The organism is Enterovibrio paralichthyis (assembly GCF_019209835.1).
GTDB lineage: Bacteria > Pseudomonadota > Gammaproteobacteria > Enterobacterales > Vibrionaceae > Enterovibrio > Enterovibrio paralichthyis.
In genome coordinates, this window is sequence record NZ_JAHUTS010000019.1 from 58,727 (window position 1) to 74,708 (window position 15,982).

18 protein-coding genes are annotated in these 15,982 nt (G+C 45.2%); 16 read left to right on the top strand and 2 right to left on the bottom strand.

Annotated features, from left to right (window positions below; translation table 11 throughout):
• Positions 1 to 19: 19 nt before the first annotated feature.
• The 10 genes from KU854_RS18495 to KU854_RS18540 all read left to right on the top strand — a co-directional run bounded on the left by KU854_RS18495 (position 20) and on the right by KU854_RS18540 (position 9,126).
• On the top strand, positions 20 to 1,036 hold the full coding sequence (locus tag KU854_RS18495) for a YqaJ viral recombinase family nuclease (protein WP_218359865.1): 1,017 nt from the start codon (positions 20 to 22) through the stop codon (positions 1,034 to 1,036).
• 209 nt (positions 1,037 to 1,245) lie between these two features.
• Positions 1,246 to 2,205 carry an AAA family ATPase gene (locus KU854_RS18500; protein ID WP_007104990.1) on the top strand — a complete coding sequence of 320 codons (960 nt, stop codon included), beginning with the start codon at positions 1,246 to 1,248 and terminating at the stop codon, positions 2,203 to 2,205.
• Positions 2,205 to 2,972 (top strand): hypothetical protein, encoded by a 768-nt coding sequence (locus KU854_RS18505; protein WP_032469939.1) that lies wholly within the window; start codon positions 2,205 to 2,207, stop codon positions 2,970 to 2,972. The genes KU854_RS18500 and KU854_RS18505 overlap by 1 nt, the downstream gene beginning before the upstream one ends.
• Positions 2,973 to 3,070: 98 nt before the next feature.
• Complete coding sequence (locus KU854_RS18510) at positions 3,071 to 4,024, top strand: DUF3150 domain-containing protein (RefSeq protein ID WP_175080742.1); 954 nt, start codon at positions 3,071 to 3,073, stop codon at positions 4,022 to 4,024.
• Between the two features lie 61 nt (positions 4,025 to 4,085).
• A complete protein-coding gene (locus tag KU854_RS18515) occupies positions 4,086 to 4,526 on the top strand; it encodes a hypothetical protein (protein ID WP_022614431.1) in 441 nt (146 codons plus the stop codon).
• 69 nt (positions 4,527 to 4,595) lie between these two features.
• Positions 4,596 to 6,251: a VWA domain-containing protein gene (locus KU854_RS18520; protein ID WP_218359866.1), complete on the top strand. Its 1,656-nt coding sequence runs from the start codon at positions 4,596 to 4,598 to the stop codon at positions 6,249 to 6,251.
• A gap of 167 nt (positions 6,252 to 6,418) precedes the next feature.
• The gene (gene radC / locus KU854_RS18525; protein WP_200905311.1) at positions 6,419 to 6,832 is read left to right on the top strand and encodes a RadC family protein; all 414 of its coding nucleotides are present in this window, start codon (positions 6,419 to 6,421) and stop codon (positions 6,830 to 6,832) included.
• Positions 6,832 to 7,173 carry a hypothetical protein gene (locus KU854_RS18530; RefSeq protein WP_032475691.1) on the top strand — a complete coding sequence of 114 codons (342 nt, stop codon included), beginning with the start codon at positions 6,832 to 6,834 and terminating at the stop codon, positions 7,171 to 7,173. The genes radC and KU854_RS18530 overlap by 1 nt, the downstream gene beginning before the upstream one ends.
• A gap of 90 nt (positions 7,174 to 7,263) precedes the next feature.
• Positions 7,264 to 8,331, top strand: coding sequence for a DUF7146 domain-containing protein (locus KU854_RS18535; RefSeq protein WP_218359867.1), 1,068 nt, complete (start codon positions 7,264 to 7,266; stop codon positions 8,329 to 8,331).
• 87 nt (positions 8,332 to 8,418) lie between these two features.
• Complete coding sequence (locus tag KU854_RS18540) at positions 8,419 to 9,126, top strand: hypothetical protein (protein ID WP_218359868.1); 708 nt, start codon at positions 8,419 to 8,421, stop codon at positions 9,124 to 9,126.
• Between the two features lie 66 nt (positions 9,127 to 9,192).
• On the opposite strand, the gene KU854_RS18545 is transcribed toward KU854_RS18540, so the two are convergent.
• Positions 9,193 to 10,047: an ImmA/IrrE family metallo-endopeptidase gene (locus tag KU854_RS18545; protein ID WP_218359869.1), complete on the bottom strand. Its 855-nt coding sequence runs from the start codon at positions 10,045 to 10,047 to the stop codon at positions 9,193 to 9,195.
• A gap of 9 nt (positions 10,048 to 10,056) precedes the next feature.
• Complete coding sequence (locus tag KU854_RS18550) at positions 10,057 to 10,401, bottom strand: helix-turn-helix domain-containing protein (protein WP_218359870.1); 345 nt, start codon at positions 10,399 to 10,401, stop codon at positions 10,057 to 10,059.
• A gap of 109 nt (positions 10,402 to 10,510) precedes the next feature.
• Here KU854_RS18550 and KU854_RS18555 point away from each other — a divergent pair, with 109 nt between their 5' ends.
• From KU854_RS18555 to KU854_RS18580, 6 genes are read left to right on the top strand one after another with little or no spacing between them, the layout of a single operon-like run.
• Entirely contained in the window at positions 10,511 to 10,684 is a 174-nt protein-coding gene (locus KU854_RS18555) for a hypothetical protein (protein WP_193239125.1), read from the top strand.
• 1 nt (position 10,685) lies between these two features.
• A complete protein-coding gene (locus KU854_RS18560; protein WP_119908940.1) occupies positions 10,686 to 11,054 on the top strand; it encodes a metal-dependent hydrolase in 369 nt (122 codons plus the stop codon).
• Positions 11,055 to 11,080: 26 nt separating this feature from the next.
• Positions 11,081 to 12,112 carry a nucleotidyltransferase domain-containing protein gene (locus KU854_RS18565; RefSeq protein WP_218359871.1) on the top strand — a complete coding sequence of 344 codons (1,032 nt, stop codon included), beginning with the start codon at positions 11,081 to 11,083 and terminating at the stop codon, positions 12,110 to 12,112.
• Between the two features lies 1 nt (position 12,113).
• Entirely contained in the window at positions 12,114 to 13,841 is a 1,728-nt protein-coding gene (locus KU854_RS18570; protein ID WP_218359872.1) for a ThiF family adenylyltransferase, read from the top strand.
• Positions 13,825 to 14,310, top strand: coding sequence for a Mov34/MPN/PAD-1 family protein (locus KU854_RS18575; RefSeq protein WP_218359873.1), 486 nt, complete (start codon positions 13,825 to 13,827; stop codon positions 14,308 to 14,310). The genes KU854_RS18570 and KU854_RS18575 overlap by 17 nt, the downstream gene beginning before the upstream one ends.
• Positions 14,303 to 15,865 carry an SAVED domain-containing protein gene (locus KU854_RS18580; protein ID WP_218359874.1) on the top strand — a complete coding sequence of 521 codons (1,563 nt, stop codon included), beginning with the start codon at positions 14,303 to 14,305 and terminating at the stop codon, positions 15,863 to 15,865. The genes KU854_RS18575 and KU854_RS18580 overlap by 8 nt, the downstream gene beginning before the upstream one ends.
• Positions 15,866 to 15,982 lie beyond the last annotated feature (117 nt).

A 15,982-nucleotide genomic window follows, 5' to 3' on the forward strand; every position in this document is an offset into this window, starting at 1 on the left:
TCCCCTCAAAGGAGGCAATATGAAGGTTATCGACCTATCACAACGTACTCCTGCATGGCACCAGTGGCGCATTGCAGGGGTTACGGCATCTGAAGCCCCAATTATTATGGGGCGTTCACCCTACAAAACACCTTGGCGATTATGGGCAGAAAAAACCGGATTCGTATTACCGGAAGACCTGTCGAATAATCCTAATGTGCTTCGAGGTATTCGGTTGGAGCCTCAAGCAAGGCGAGCATTTGAGAATGCGCATAATGACTTTCTTCTGCCGTTATGTGCAGAAGCCGATCATAACGCAATCTTTCGAGCTAGCTTTGATGGCATCAACGATGCGGGTGAACCCGTTGAATTGAAATGTCCTTGCCAGTCAGTTTTTGAGGATGTGCAAGCTCACAGAGAACAAAGCGAGGCATATCAGTTGTATTGGGTGCAAGTACAGCATCAAATACTGGTCGCCAATAGCACGCGAGGTTGGTTGGTTTTCTATTTTGAGGATCAACTGATTGAGTTTGAAATACAACGAGACGCGGCGTTCTTAACTGAGTTGCAAGAAACAGCGCTTCAGTTTTGGGAGTTAGTACAGACCAAAAAAGAACCGTCAAAATGCCCTGAGCAAGATTGTTTTGTTCCCAAGGGTGAAGCCCAATACCGTTGGACATCGCTGTCTCGACAGTATTGCTCAGCACATGCCGAAGTGGTCCGACTGGAAAATCACATTAAATCTTTGAAAGAGGAAATGCGAGACGCCCAGTCAAAATTGGTCGCCATGATGGGTAACTACGCTCATGCCGACTATGCTGGGGTCAAACTCAGCCGCTACATGATGGCGGGCACGGTGGACTATAAGCAATTGGCCACCGATAAGTTAGGCGAGCTGGATGAACAGGTTTTAGCCGCTTACCGAAAAGTGCCACAAGAGCGGTTGCGCATTAGCACCAATAAGCCAGAGCAGCCCGTTGAAACACCAATCAAAATCAGTCTTGAGCAAGATAACTTGGTTCTGCCAGGTGACTCGCCGAGCTCATTTTACTTTTAACGTTCACTTGGAGCCGATTTCGGCTCCTTTCTCATGCGCTTACATCGAGTGCATCAGAAAGCAGTTTCACTCGTAGCCAATGCTGGGTACGAATGATAGAGCGAGCTGAACTCTCACATACACAGCCATACCACAATCAACACACCACCCGACGGGGACTTCATTCCCTGTTGGGGCATGGGGCCTCGTTAAAACTAATGAGGTTTACCATGACTGAACAATCCCCATTTTTGGTTCAAGTGAATCAAGCGTTTAATGTCCCGGCTCCTGATGCTTTCGTTCTGGAAGGATTTAGTGCCGACACTACCCATCCAAACATTCCCGTTCGCAAGGACGAGTATGTTTTTAGAAAAGAAGACTTACGTGACGTATTGGCGTTCTTGTCTAACCCAGACGGTGACGGTTTGTATATTACAGGCCCCACAGGATGCGGTAAGACCTCGCTAATTTGCCAAGTTGCTTCTCGATTGAATTGGCCTGTTCAGCAAATTACTGCGCATGGTCGATTGGAGTTGTCCGATCTTATCGGTCACCACACGCTGGTTAATGGCAACATGACCTTTGTGTATGGACCGCTAGCACTGGCTGTAAAGCATGGCCATTTGCTGATCATTAATGAAATGGATCTTGCTGAGCCTGCTGAACTGGCTGGACTCAATGACATTTTGGAAGGTGCCCCGTTGGTCATCGCACAAAATGGCGGTGAGATCATCATGCCACATAACAAGTTTCGTTTTATCGCTACCGGCAACAGTGCGGGCAGCGGTGACCAGACGGGCTTGTATCAAGGTGTGCTTCAACAGAATTTGGCTTTCCTTGATCGCTTTAGAATCATTGAAGCGACCTATGCAGAGCCATCTGTAGAGGAAGCCATTCTGGAGAATGTTGCGCCGGGCTTGCCAGAGGTCTTTCGCCAAAAAATGGTGAAAGTGGCTGGTGACATTCGTCGTCTTTTTATTGGGGGCGCGGATGGCGGTGCTGAGCTTAGTATCACCATGTCCACTCGGACCTTGGTGCGCTGGGCAAAGCTAACACTTGCTTTTAAAGGCGCTCCTAACGCAGTGGAGTATGCACTGGTTCGGTCTTTGACGGCTCGTGCTGAGTTGGAGCAACGTGAAGCCATTCACCGTATTGCCGCTGATGTCTTCGGTGACCACTGGGAGGATTGATGATGGAAAAGTGCTTTGCTCTTTACCGTTACAGTCATTCTGATGGGACAGCCAAAGAATGGGCCATTTACGTTGGATCAGACACCCAGGAGATTGAAGTTCGGTTTGGAAAAGCCGGTCAATTGTCGCAGCAGCGATTGATTGATTCGACTGATCCTAACGCTGAAGCAGACCGAAGAATCAATGAGAAAATCAACAAGGGTTATCGATTTGTTGGACAAGTCGGCATTGATCATCAAGGGCGGCCATTTGAACTCTCAAATGCGCTAGATAGCGTCGCGTGCGCCAATAACGTCAGTTGGGAGTTTCGTACTCGCAAGGACGTCAATGGCCAAATCTCGCTGGCTCAAAAAGCGTTGTTCGATATGGCAAAGCTGCTTGAAGCCTATGGCTTGGCTGTTATTGATGATAACCAGGTCAGGATTGGAGAATGGTCATTAGGGTTTTGCAAAAGCGGATTACCTAGTACCAATCAAATCAGCATGGTGTCAGGTGAAGGCGCTGGCATTGTTAACACTGATGATGGCCCGTGGCCATTGTTGCTGTTACTGGCCTTTAAGCGTCAATTACCACCTCTGTGTTCGCTCACAGTAGCGAGTCCTGAAGGGATAGAAGTATCCGACCAACTGAAGTTGGAAAAAGATGTATTGCGGTTACTAGGCAGTGATTTAGAGCGGGTTCGCCCGATTGCTGAAGCACTGGACTTAATGCCTGCGAAAATCGATCTCAACCAATCGTCGCCTGATTCGCAAAATTACTATTTCTGATAGTGATGTTGCCATTAGCGCGTCAACGACTACCACCCAAATGGGGGCCATTGCTCCTGTTGGGAGTGGTGCGTCCCCATCTCGCATGAGGATGTACTATGAGTATTCAAACCCTCGACAAACTTTTGATTTGTCACATCGACTGTTCCATCTGGAGCGGTAGAAAAAAACTAAGGCCTGAAGATTTCAGACTAGCCAATGGCAGCCAACTTCCACCGAAGGATGTTGCCAGCTTAGGGAGTAAAAAAATTTGCGACCCTGAGGCATTGGCGAACTTTGAAAGGCTTAAGAAAGAAGCGCAGCGCTTGTGTGAGCAAGTCGGTGTGCGGTTCTTAGGTGGCTATGCCGTCCCTGAAGACCGAATTGATCAAATTGTTCCAGAACTTGACCGGATCGGTCAGGAGTTTGCGCAGTGCAAGCAGTTGTTCTTGGACAACTATGATCAGGTGACGTTTGACTGGGTTGCAAAACACCCGGAATTTGCAGATGCAATCCGGCGTGCGCTGTCACCCATCGAAGACGTGGAACAACGGCTTCAGTTCGATTATGCCATCTATCGAATGCAACCGGCTGACCAAGCTGGTGGCTTAGATGACAAGGTCAATGGTATGGGACACACCCTCTTTAGGGAGGTGGCTCGTGATGCCAATGATCTCTTTGAGCGTTCCGTTGCAGGTAAGAATCAAATCAGTCAGCGAGCCCTTAACCCTCTCAAACGGTTAAGAGACAAGTTGGATGGTTTGTCATTCCTGGATCATCGAGTTCAGCCGATGGTCGAAGCGATGGACAATTTATTTGTTCGTCTGCCGAAGACCGGCCCTGTGACAGACAATCTCTATCACGAACTGATGGCGACCATTTTAATTTTGTCTGATCCAGACAAGATGAGAATGCACGGTGAAGGACAATTGGATATCAGACAACTGATGCCCAAACCTGAACCTAAACCCGCACAGCCAGTATCTGCTCAGGCAGATAACTTGTGTGCAATACCACAACCAACCGTCAGACCAAACCTTGGTTCGACTGTACCAAACTCATTTTATTTCTAACGTCCTTGAGGGCATGTTGCCCTGAAGGGCGCATGTCCTCTGAACTATGTAAGAGGAAATTATGCAATCAACCATCCATAACCCCAGCCAACTGAACCAGTTTGAAGCACATTTTCGTGGTGTGACTGATGCGGTTGAAAGTGAATCGATACCAGAAGTGGCGTGTTGTCGAACGTTAGTACAACGGTCGTACTCAACACATAGTGTCTTGATCCCCAAGAACCCTGTTTTGATCGCAGATGCGGACGCACAAGGAGTTTGGGTAACGGCCATGGTATTTGTTCCAAACATGGCATTGCAGCAAACCGCTTATGAGCGGGCCTGGCTGCAATATCAACACGAGGTGTCTACTCAGTTACAAGACCAGTACGGTCTGACATTGGATGACATCCTGAGTTTAGACCAGCTTAAAACGTCATTTGAGCAGCACGAGAGTCCAGCTCAATTGGTGGCTTGGTTAGGTCAAAAATACGACCTGGATAAGCTAAAAGCACAGGTTTAAACACTTACATTCCCAGCGGGGAAACGCTCCCGCTGAGGGAGTATTCCCCCTAATAATTAGGAGACTCCCATGAATCATCCATTAAAAAACGCACTGCCAATCGTTGCCGCCGCTTATGGCGAAAAGTTTGGTGTGAAGGTGCTTATTCAAGGACAAGATGCGTTTACCGATGGTGAGCGGATTGTGATCCCAACAGCAAACCCAGACGACCCACACTATCAACAGATAGCTTGGGGTTATCTGGCTCATGAAGCGGCGCATATTCGGCATACCAATTTTGACATGGTGAAGAAGGCGTCGTCTAAGCCGATCCGTAAGGCACTTCTCAATATTATTGAGGATGTGCGCATTGAAAACGAATTGGCAAAGGATTACCCCGGAACCCGGCGCAGTATTTCGCAAGTGATTGAGTACATGGTGGACACACAGCAAATGTGTGTACCTGAACAGCCTGAGCCTGCATCTAACTTGCAAGCCTGGTTGTTGTTTCGCTTGAGATGCCATTTTCTGGGCCAGAAAGCGCTGACGCCTTTGTATCAAGCTGTTGATGAAAGAGTGAGACAACTCTTTCCTGCCGCAGCGATGAGCCGGTTAAGCGCTATGCTGACAGCAGTGCCTAGCCTGGCATCTACAGGTGAAGTGCTGAAACTTGTCGATGCCATCGTTGCCATGTTGGAAGAAGAATCTCGTCCACCACAGGATGAGTCTGATGCTGATGGCGGTGATGACATTGGACAAGATGCGAGTAATGACAGCAATAGCAGTAGTGACAGTCAAACCCCGGAAACAGGTTCGTCTGCAACAGGGGATGCTGCTGAAACGAGTGATTCTGATAACTCTGATCAAGCTGACAATTTGCGACAAGCCTTAGAGGCCAGTGCCGCTCAGTTTGAACCCGATACCTTTGCCCAAGTGGCAGAAGTGTTGTCGGAACAAGCTGAAGGACATCAGGGCGTCACTCCACTCAGTTTGCCCCAAGCAGAGCAGGCTATGTTGGGTGATGAGGCCATTTTGACCTTATCGGCGTCTGAGTCGGCTCAAATTCGAGCCCGACTTAGGGGCATGGTTCAGTCCAGTCAGGACAATCGGAATCATGCCAAACGGTACGGTCTTCGAGTTGCAACTCATCGTCTTGCCGCTTCACAAGCAGGTGAGTCGAGATTGTTTATTCAAAGGCAGCCGCGCATTGCGCCCAATGCTGCTGTGCACTTGCTTGTTGATATATCGGGCTCAATGGGTAAGCCCATTGGCGAAGGTAATCGCAAGTACTTTCATGTTGCCAATGAAGCCGCTTTGGCTTTGGCCATGGCACTGGAAGGCATACCGGGTGTTGTACCTGCGGTCAGTTATTTTCCTGGTATTCATCAGGAAGTTTCTATCGCGTTATTGCCCAAGCAATCGGTTCGACATCGGGCCGCCTGTTTTGACCAAAAACCACGAGGTTGTACCCCTATGGCACAAGCAATGTGGTTTGCGGCAAACAGTTTGTTAGCACAAAAACAGAAGCGAAAGCTAATGATAGTGCTAACGGATGGTGACCCAGATGATTGGGCTGCCACGCATGACATTGTTGACCGGTGCAGACGCAGTGGCTTTGAGCTGCTGGGGATCGGGATTCAAACACGCAGTGTTGAGAAATTCTTTCCTCGAAGCATCGTGATTAACGACGTCAAAGATCTTAAGCGTGAGTTATTCGAAGTAACACAACAACTGTTAATTCAGTAACCACATCCATTTTACCACCCTGCGGGGACGATTCCGTCCCCTTCAGGGCATGGGTTCGTCTCCGTTTTTTTTTGGAGACTCCTATGAAAAACAGAAAGTTCTTAGCTGGCGAAGAAGCCGGTACTTACATCGTTCCTGAGCAAGTGACTGAAGCGGATATCTTAGATATGGCGCTCAAGCTTGCCCGTGGTCGATTGAGTAAAGGTCGAAAAATTGAACAGCCATCGTCGGCGTTCTCATACCTGCAAACACTGATGCACGAGTATGAGCACGAAGTCTTTGGCGTACTGTTTCTTGATACAAAGCATCGCGTTATTCGATTTGAAGAGCTGTTCAAAGGCACTTTAGATGCAGCGAGCGTTTATCCAAGGGAAGTAACAAAACGAGCGCTAGAACTTAATGCGGCAGCAGTGATACTGGTTCATAACCATCCATCGGGTGATCCTGAACCCAGTGAAGCTGATAAACGCATCACTCATCGACTCCGTGACGCCTTGTCACTTGTTGATATTCGAACGCTTGACCATGTCGTGGTCGCATCCGAGGGCTGCGTTTCGCTTGCCGAACGCGGTTATCTTTAATGAATGGGCGCATTGCCCATTCTCCTTCATCACAAAAGCAGTCCTATCAACACACGTCATCACAGCTCGAATTTCTATTTGAGTTTGATGATGCCCCAGTCACTTGGTCTGACACGGAAATCTGGCAGTTACGCGAAGGCATTCTATTGGATGCGATCCGTGTATTGCTGGACGGTCGTGTCAGTACTCGGTTGCGCAAGGATGTGTTGTCGTGGATTCAAAATGACGAAATAGCGCCATTTTGCTTTCGTGTTTGCGCGATGGCTGCCGTTGTCGATCCTGATGTGCTTCGTGAGTCCATCATGTGGCTATTAAGACGACATGGTATCCAGCTTGACTAACGCTCCTGTATTAACCGAACGGCTAATGCAGGACCTAAGCTGACTTTTACCACCTGTGGTAGGAGTCGGCATTTTACTTAAGGAGGTTATATGGCGTTACCTTTACAAATTGAAACAGTAAGGCCATATCTTAATGGCCAATGGCTTCAAGTCTTGGCGGCATTGGTGCCAGAACTTGATACCGCTATTGCTCGAAAAGGCCGTCATGTGGCTTGCCCTATTCATGGCGGTCGTGATGGCTTTAGGCTGTTCAAAGATGCTGAATATACCGGAGGTGGCGTTTGTAACACCTGCGGTATCTTTCATGATGGCTTTGAACTGTTGTCTTGGATTAATGGATGGAACTTTGCTCAGTCTATTGAAGCAATCGGTCAAGTTCTAGGTATTCAACCCGGACAAGTACCAACTCGGGTAATACTGAGCAACGCTGTTGATTGGAAGGCTAGAAAGCAGGAAGAGGACAAAGCGATTATCCATCGCTTGAATCAAACCTGGGGAGAAACGTTATCTCTTGCAGATACTCGTGCGCAACCTGTTTGGAACTACTTACATCGTCGTGGCATTGTGACGAGGCTTCGTCCTGAATGGGATTCGGTGCTGAGGTTTCATCCTAACTTGCCTTACCATGATGAAGATGGTCTGTTTATCGATAGCTACCCAGCACTGCTTGGTAAAATCGTTACTCAGCAAGGGCGTTCGGCCACGTTTCATCGGATCTACCTAAGTGAAGATGGATTCAAAGCGCCGGTTGAAAAGCCTAAAAAGATGATGCCGATACCAAGTGACCGAACAATCACTGGTGGTGCCATTCCGATAGGTGAGCCTGGTGAGGTATTAGGTGTTTCTGAAGGTATAGAGACGGCTTTAGCTGTTACCAGAGCAACGGGGCAAACATGTTGGTCGGTTGTGAATGCAACCCTACTGGCTAGGTTTGAACCACCAAGTAATGTGAAAATGCTGTACATCTGGGCAGACCACGATCTCTCTGAGACCGGCCTGAATGCAGCGAATGAACTCAAGAAAAAAGCCTGGCAAAAAGGCATCCTGACACAAGTCCTGATCCCTCCGATACCAACGTCACTCGGCGTGAAAAGTTGGGATTGGAATGATGTGCTGAATGTTTACGGTGCCATGGGCTTTCCGAAAGTTCATATCTGATCCAAGGGGCTTCGGCCCCTTTTTTGCGCCTTGCATATTTGAAAAAACATGGAGAATGAAAAATAGATAACCAATAGGAGAACAAACATGATGGTATTAACCCTGTTAACAAAGCAGATTGATGGTGAGTTTACGGTTTACTGGAAGACCGGCCTTCGAAGAGGTGGTGAGCTAAAGGTCAATTTAGGTGAGCAATACGACATGCTACCTGAGCAGCAAAAGCCAATTGCCGCTGAGCTCTATGCAATTCACCACCTACTGTCAGTGAAAGAGGTGATGGGAAGTAACCGAAGCGGCAATGGGCTTCAAATCCGAGTCAGTAAAGGAGCCATCAAAAAGTTACAGAAACAACGCTCAACTCAGCATTCACTTTACAGCCTGACTAGGTTTTTGCTCACCCGTTACCAAGAAGCACAGATCTCGGTAGAAAAACGGGAAGATTGGCTCTCACATTCCTTCGAAGAATACAGCGTCGATAATGTTTCAGTGAGAGAAATCGATGAGGTCATCAACGTTCCGAACATTGGACCTGTCGTGGTGACTCGTCACGCGCTAGAAAGATTCGTGGAAAGGCTTTCAGACGGTGTACCTAAGCATCCTTGGAAGGCTTTGTGCACAAAGCTGCTATGCTCAGGGCTAACTAAAGCACAGTTACCAGGACGCGTCGCTATCCAAAAATCAAAAAAATATGCACAAGAGGCCGAGTTCTGGCAGCATGTTGGTAGCAATATGCACTTCGTTGTTGTGCCAAATGGTTTAATAAAAACGTTGGTTACTGTCTTCGTAGCTAAGTGAGAATATTTGGAACTAGCAGATAGAAAATGTTCTCTATATGCCAAAAACTTAAAAGATGTATTTCATTCATTTTCGACCAGAATGTTGAGAGTGCTCCATTTCCAGATTATCTAAATCTTCAACTTCTTCCAAGCAGTCATCATCGTAGCTTAATAAAGTATAAATAAACCCATCCTTCAACAGAATTGAGCTGGCGTATAACTCGGTTAATAGAATTCCATTACGCTTAGGTACGACCCAATCTATAGGATCTACAACATCATATTCATTTGGATAAGCTTGGTAATTTACATCTACACAAGAAGCTAATTGATCGGTAGATAGGTTGGTCTTTTGAATATAAAAATCAAAATGCGCAGTAGGAACAAAACGCTTAAACTGCTTGTTTTGGTGGATTACCATTGCTACTGGCGCTTTCTCAAGCCATGCTAGTCTTCTAAAAACAGCTTCCAAAGATGTGTTGCAGAAATCAGATATTTGCTTGATGTTATGCCAATTTACTTCGCCATCAGTCAAAGGCTTAACTAACCGCCTAGGCATTAATAATCCAGATGCAAAGCCATTCGCTTGGCGTTCGAGTGGATCTTTAAAGTAATCACCCATCTCAGAGTTGCCACACGCAAAATTCTGAGAAGAGCCTTGCATGATGTGCATGCAGACATGTCCTATTTCATGTGCCGAAGTGAAGTTTAGTCGTCGAGAATCAGGAATATTACTATTGATAATAATGCCTGCCCCATTTTCATTGCCTACAGCCTTACCTAAAAACTGATCAGATTCAAAAGCAAAGAATTCTATGCTAACAGGGAAGCTTTCGTCCGAAATAGCATTAATAAATTGATTTACATTTATAGGTAAATGATCAAAACCCAGATCTTCAAGTAAAGATTCGGCCTCCTTTGCTCCTTTTTGTTCTTCCATACCAACTCCTTACTTCTTGGTGAAGCGTTCCATCATTTCTCGTAATATACGCTGGTCCTGTTCTGGCAGCTTATCAAGTTCTCCCCACTTTCGATAGAATTCAGTGGTTTTATCTCCTGAATCTTCCGGAGCATCTTCTCCGGTTATTTCATAGGGTTTTACACCTAGTGCCGCAGCGATCTTTCTTAGCACAACAATAGTTGGCATTCGGCCTTCGTCTTTTTCTATTTTGCTCAGTGCTGCTGCTGTTATCCCAGCCTCGCTAGCCAGCCTTGACTGTGTCCAACCAAGTAACTCTCGCATGTGTTTTATGTTTTTACTGATAAGTGCGGCTTGTTGAATTTTGTCAGCCATAAAATATCCCTCCGTTGATTTATATATTAACAGCTGTTGATCTGTTTCGCTATAAGATGTAGCATATTAACAGTAGTTGAAATCTAAACCAGAGTTAATGAGGTGTCTAATGGCAAAAAATGCCCCTGTTGGTGATGGCCGTCGCATAGGAGCGGTGAAAAGTCGCTCGCAAACTCAAACCCATAGTGGCCATTGGGTAAAACGAGACGCTGACACCGGCCAATTTATGGATGTTAAAACATCTGATAAGCGCCCGTTCAAAGGTGTAAGAAAGGAGAAGTAAATTGAATGGTTTTGCACATGCATTAACAGGCGCTACATCTGGATTAGCAATCGCGCTATTGGAAAAAGAAGCGATAAAAGATAAGCCCGAACTACTTTTGGCCGCCCCGGTGGCTGGTTCGTTGTTCGGGAAACTGCCAGACATTGTCGAGCCTGCATTTAAAAATCCAAATCACAGGCAGTTCTTTCATAGTCTGGCCTTTGTGGGTTTAGTTGGGTATGGCCTGAAGAAAGTATATGACTGGAAGCCGGAAGACCGAACTGAAAAAGCTATCCGTCTGTTAGCACTGTGCGCTGCTGTGGGATATTTAAGCCACCTGATGCTAGATGCTACGACACCGAGAAGTCTGCCAGTTTTCGGCAAGCTTTAGAATGTTTCAACTGGAGATATCTAAATATGTCTGTGCAAAACAAGTTCATAAAATTTCATGACAAGATAAAACTCGGCAGAGAGGATGAAGCCTATCGGGAAGCCAGAGCCAAGGATAATAGTATCTTGGACGAACTCAAAACCGAATTTAAAAACGCGGGTTATCCAATAATAGAAACATTTATTCAGGGTTCTTTAAGCATGTATACAGGCATAAAGCACCCTGAAGCTGACTTTGATATCGATAGAGCAGTGGTTATTGATACAGACAGTGCTCCTGATGATCCAGTTGAAGTTAAAAAGCTTGTGCTAAAAGTATTGGAAAAGCGCGGCTTTAAAAATGCAAAAATCAAAAAGCCTTGTGTCACTGCTGACTACATGAATTTAAACCTGCATATCGACATTGTCATATACCGGAAACGAGATGAGCGGTATGAACTGGCAGTGGGTAAATTAAACTCAAATGCAGAAAACCGCGTGTGGTCTCCTTCCGAGCCAAAAAAACTGATACAACATGTTAATGACAGCAGCCAGTACATTGGATCAGCAGACCTGAAAATCAGACAGGTTAAACGCTTGGTCAGATACGTAAAACGCTGGCGCGACGAAAAGTTCGGCCAAAATGTTGGCAAAAAAGTGTTTTCAATTGGACTTACACTAATGCTGAAAGACAAGTTTTGTCCATCTATCAGCGATGACGGCAAAGTCAGTGACTTGCAATCGCTGCGCGACACTGTTTCAGCAATTTTGAATGCCAATTATTTCCAGTGGGTTGATGATGGTAAGTACAAAGTCAATGTGCGGTTACCGGTTCAACCATACAGAAATGTGTTTGAAAACAGTAGCATTGACACTGGAACACAGCTCTATAATAAGCTGAATGCGATGCTGACTAAACTTGATCAGGCATTGAACGAGGACTCTTTGCGTAAACAATGTGAAATTATGCAGGGGCTTTTCGGTGGCGATTTTGAAGTGCCAGAAAAGGAGCAAGACAGTAATGCCAAGAAAGTGGCTTATAGCAGTGCTGGGGTAGTTGGAACGTCACAGGGAGCATAATTTGCTAAGCGAAATAAAACAGCACCTTATCAAGCAGGGCTTCAACTGCATAACCATTGAAGCAGGTGCAGGAGAGAGGATCGTAGTGGAAACAACGATCCTTAATCACGCCATACAATTGATGATGGTAGAAGATCCTCCTTACTATAGCCTACCCGGATTTTTCTTAATTAACCCTGATTTCTTAGGCAGGCTGGCTCATGTATCTGTTCATGAATATGCGGGGATTCAGATTGGCGCTGTTTGTGTTAATGCACCAGAGTCCCTATCAGTCAATTTCGAACAACCACTATTAGTTGTAGAGGAATCGCTTCGCAGACATATCTCATTGTTAGAGAAGTGCATAACGAATCCAGATTGGAACCATAGTGAATTGCTTCGTGAGTTCTACAGTGACTGGTTGCGAATCTGTGATCCAGATAGCTTTAAACCCTTGTTGGCAAATATCGCAAAACCAGTCCTACAAACGTTATCGGTATATAGCCCGGTAAATGGCAAACAATTTGGCATCGAAAGCCACTATATGGTTCACCCGGCTGATGATTCGCTTTCGGGTATCAGTGATATTCAGCTGTCTATACAGAAAGATAATCGACGCATAGCAGGAAAAGCGGTTGTGATTCCAATCGAGACACTTACTCCTGCACCTAAACATTCAGATGCTCTCGATGAATGGTATTTACATACAATATCTTCGCTACCGATAAAGGTTAGAACTGAATTACAACAAAAATACGGTCAATGGCGTGAAACTGCTTATTGGGTCGTATTTACCGCCAAGACTGTTAATGATGAACGTACTTGGTTCGCACTGAAACTTAGCGGTAAAGCCAAAAAAGCGCTACCACTATCAGGTGAAAAGCTAAAAAACTGGAAATTAGAAGCTTTACCTATACGGCTCTTCAATCAAGAAAATACTGTGGAACGTGGTGGTGGTATTCTGACGTTAGCAGGCAAAAAGGTAGCTGTGATAGGTGTTGGTTCAGTAGGCAGTGAAATTGCGCATAAGTTGTCTGCTGCCGGTATTAGGCATTTAACATTAGTAGATCCTGACTTATATGAAATCAATAATCTATATCGCCATATTTTAGAACAGCATTGGGTGGGAGCACCTAAAACCGTAGCCTTAAGTGTAGCTCTTCAACGACAATTTCCCTGGTCTTGTGCACAATGGAAACTAGATAAACTGATGGAGTTTGCTCGAAGTAGCCGTATGAATGATTTTGACCTGATCGTTATTGCTATAGGCAATCCGACCCAGGAACGATTGTTTAAACAATACCTTTTGGATACCAACTCAAAAGTTGCAGTAATTAACAGTTGGTTGGAAGGTTATGGTGTCGGTGGCCATGCAACATTGGATATTTCCAATGCTAAGGGTTGCCTATTGTGCTCTTACGTTTGCCAGGAAACAGGTTGCAGAGGTCTGGTGTCGAATATGAATTTTATCGAACCTGACCAGGTAACCATGAAAAGCGTTGCTGGCTGTGGAGAACAATTTATTTCATATGGCGCAGCGAGTTCGGCTCAAACAGCTGTCATGGCAGCGAATTTGGCAATTCGGTATTTGGAAGGTAAACAAAATGAGTCTTGTAAGGTCAGCTGGAAGGGTTTAGATGAAGATGCAATGGCGGAGGGCATCAGGCTGACTCATCGTTACTACAATTTCAGCAGTTCGCTTGAATACTTACCTTTGGTTGATGAGGACTGCGATGTCTGTACTCATTGAGCAAGATACGGGCATCAAAGATACGAAAATTTACCTTTCCGAAGAGCTAATTGATCTTTGGTATTCTTACAGGCAGATGTCGCGTGATAGAAGCGAAGCTTTTGGGGCATTGATTGGTTCTCAGTCTGCTGACGCAAATGAGTTCTGGTTAGAACACTGCACTACTCCCCAGAAGGAGGATTCTGCCACCAGAGTTAACTTTAATATGCGTGCCCCACATCACCAGAAATCGGTTGATTCTTATTACAAAATCTCGCATGGCAAACTAGGCTACTTAGGCACATGGCATACACATCCTGAAGTAACACCCACCCCGTCGAATATTGATATTACAGATTGGAAGAAATGCATAAAACGTAACCCTGACAGAGAATTAGTCTTTGTGATTGTTGGTCAGAAGGACGTCTGTATCTTTCGGGAGATTAACGGATATTTTAAAAGAATTTTTAAGGAACAAATCGATGACTGACGAGAGGTTAAATTTTCATCAAGCATGTTTTTATCCCATAGAGTCATTAGACAAGCTCACGGAGTTTCTATCGAGTATTAAGACATCTTTTGCGTGGGAGCATGTTGGATTACTTACCGACGAGCGTGTGAAAAACCAGATATATATATTGTATTCACATGAGTTCCGAGCCAGTTTTCGGCTTAACATAATTGATGCGGAGCTTAAAGATGCTTTTTCATTGATGGGTTGTGGGGATAATATTGAGGTTCGCCACCTCCAGGGCCGAAACCTTTCCAAAGACGAGTATGGAGCAATAGATTCGTTATTAAAAATATGGGATTCCTGTGTTAACCAATCTATAGTCTTGTCAGTCAATGACGTTGTTGACTATATCTCTAGGAATATCGAACAGCGATTTAATAAAGGTCGTGGCAAAGATTTCACACAGTCGACAATCAATCAAGTTATGCGGGATAGTCATGGCTATTGTATGTTTGAAGGCTGCGGGGATAGGTTGGATATTGATTATCTAACGGGAGCATCTGGTAACTATTCATACTTGGCTCACAATGTTGCGTCTTCCGAGAGTGGCCCAAGGGGGATACCTTATCTATCTGAAGAACTTTCAAATGAGCCAGCTAATATCCTACTTCTATGCGACAAACATCACCGATTAATCGATAGAGTTGCGTGTGCTGATTACCCTGCATCTAGACTTACTCAAATGCGAACGGATTTTTTAATTAGTACTGAGAAATTACTTGAAGGACTGAGTTTTCAGCCTATTCCTGTATTTTCAGTTCTTTGGCCTGTAGGCGGACACGTTGTTTCCCCCCCTGAATCAAGAGACATTGCAGGAAGCTTATCTAGGTTAAGAACTCGCATTAGAGGAGCATTGAATAACCTTAGTGACAATGAGCGCCGATACAGAACCAAACCTGAAAGTTTTGTCAAAGAAATGGACGAAATTGTCACAGAAGAAGCCGAAACCATAGTCAATCAAACAAAGAATTATGGATATCGAGCGGCACTATTCGCATTTGGACCAATGCCTGCCTTGGTCGGATTAGGGGCATGTCTAGGAAATAAATCTGAAATCACGCCAATGCTTAGATATCGAGATGGAAACTGCTGGGTTTGGCCTCAGGATTATCGTTCAGACACACCTTACAAGGTGAACTGGAAGAACGAAATAGGAACATCACCTGAAGTCACGATCTCTATAGCGTTAACCCAATATCCTGAAGTAATGAAAAAGACTGCAACAGCTCTCGGTTATCCAGAGATTGAAATCGTAGCCAAGCAAATGGGTAATGCGGCGATCCCGCATCCGGAAAACGGGTTGGAATTAAAAAGTGAACTTCATGGAATACTGAAAAAACTTCATGACCAATTTGCTGTTAAGCGTATTCACTTGCTCATCTGTGCATCTAATGCAGCTAGTGTATTCGTGGGCCAAGCTTTCGATCTTTATCAGCCAGCACTTTTTGTATATGACTTTGAAGGTGACGAAATGAAAGCTAAGCTATGTGTAGAGCATGTAAAAGGAAAAGTTACTCTATCAATACCTTAACTTACGAAAACTCTGTTGTTTAGCAAGGGTATAATTTTGATAGACTGATGTTTAAAATCGAATGTTGGTACTCAGGTGATGCCTACATTCGATTTTTTGAGGTAAACGTCGGAAATT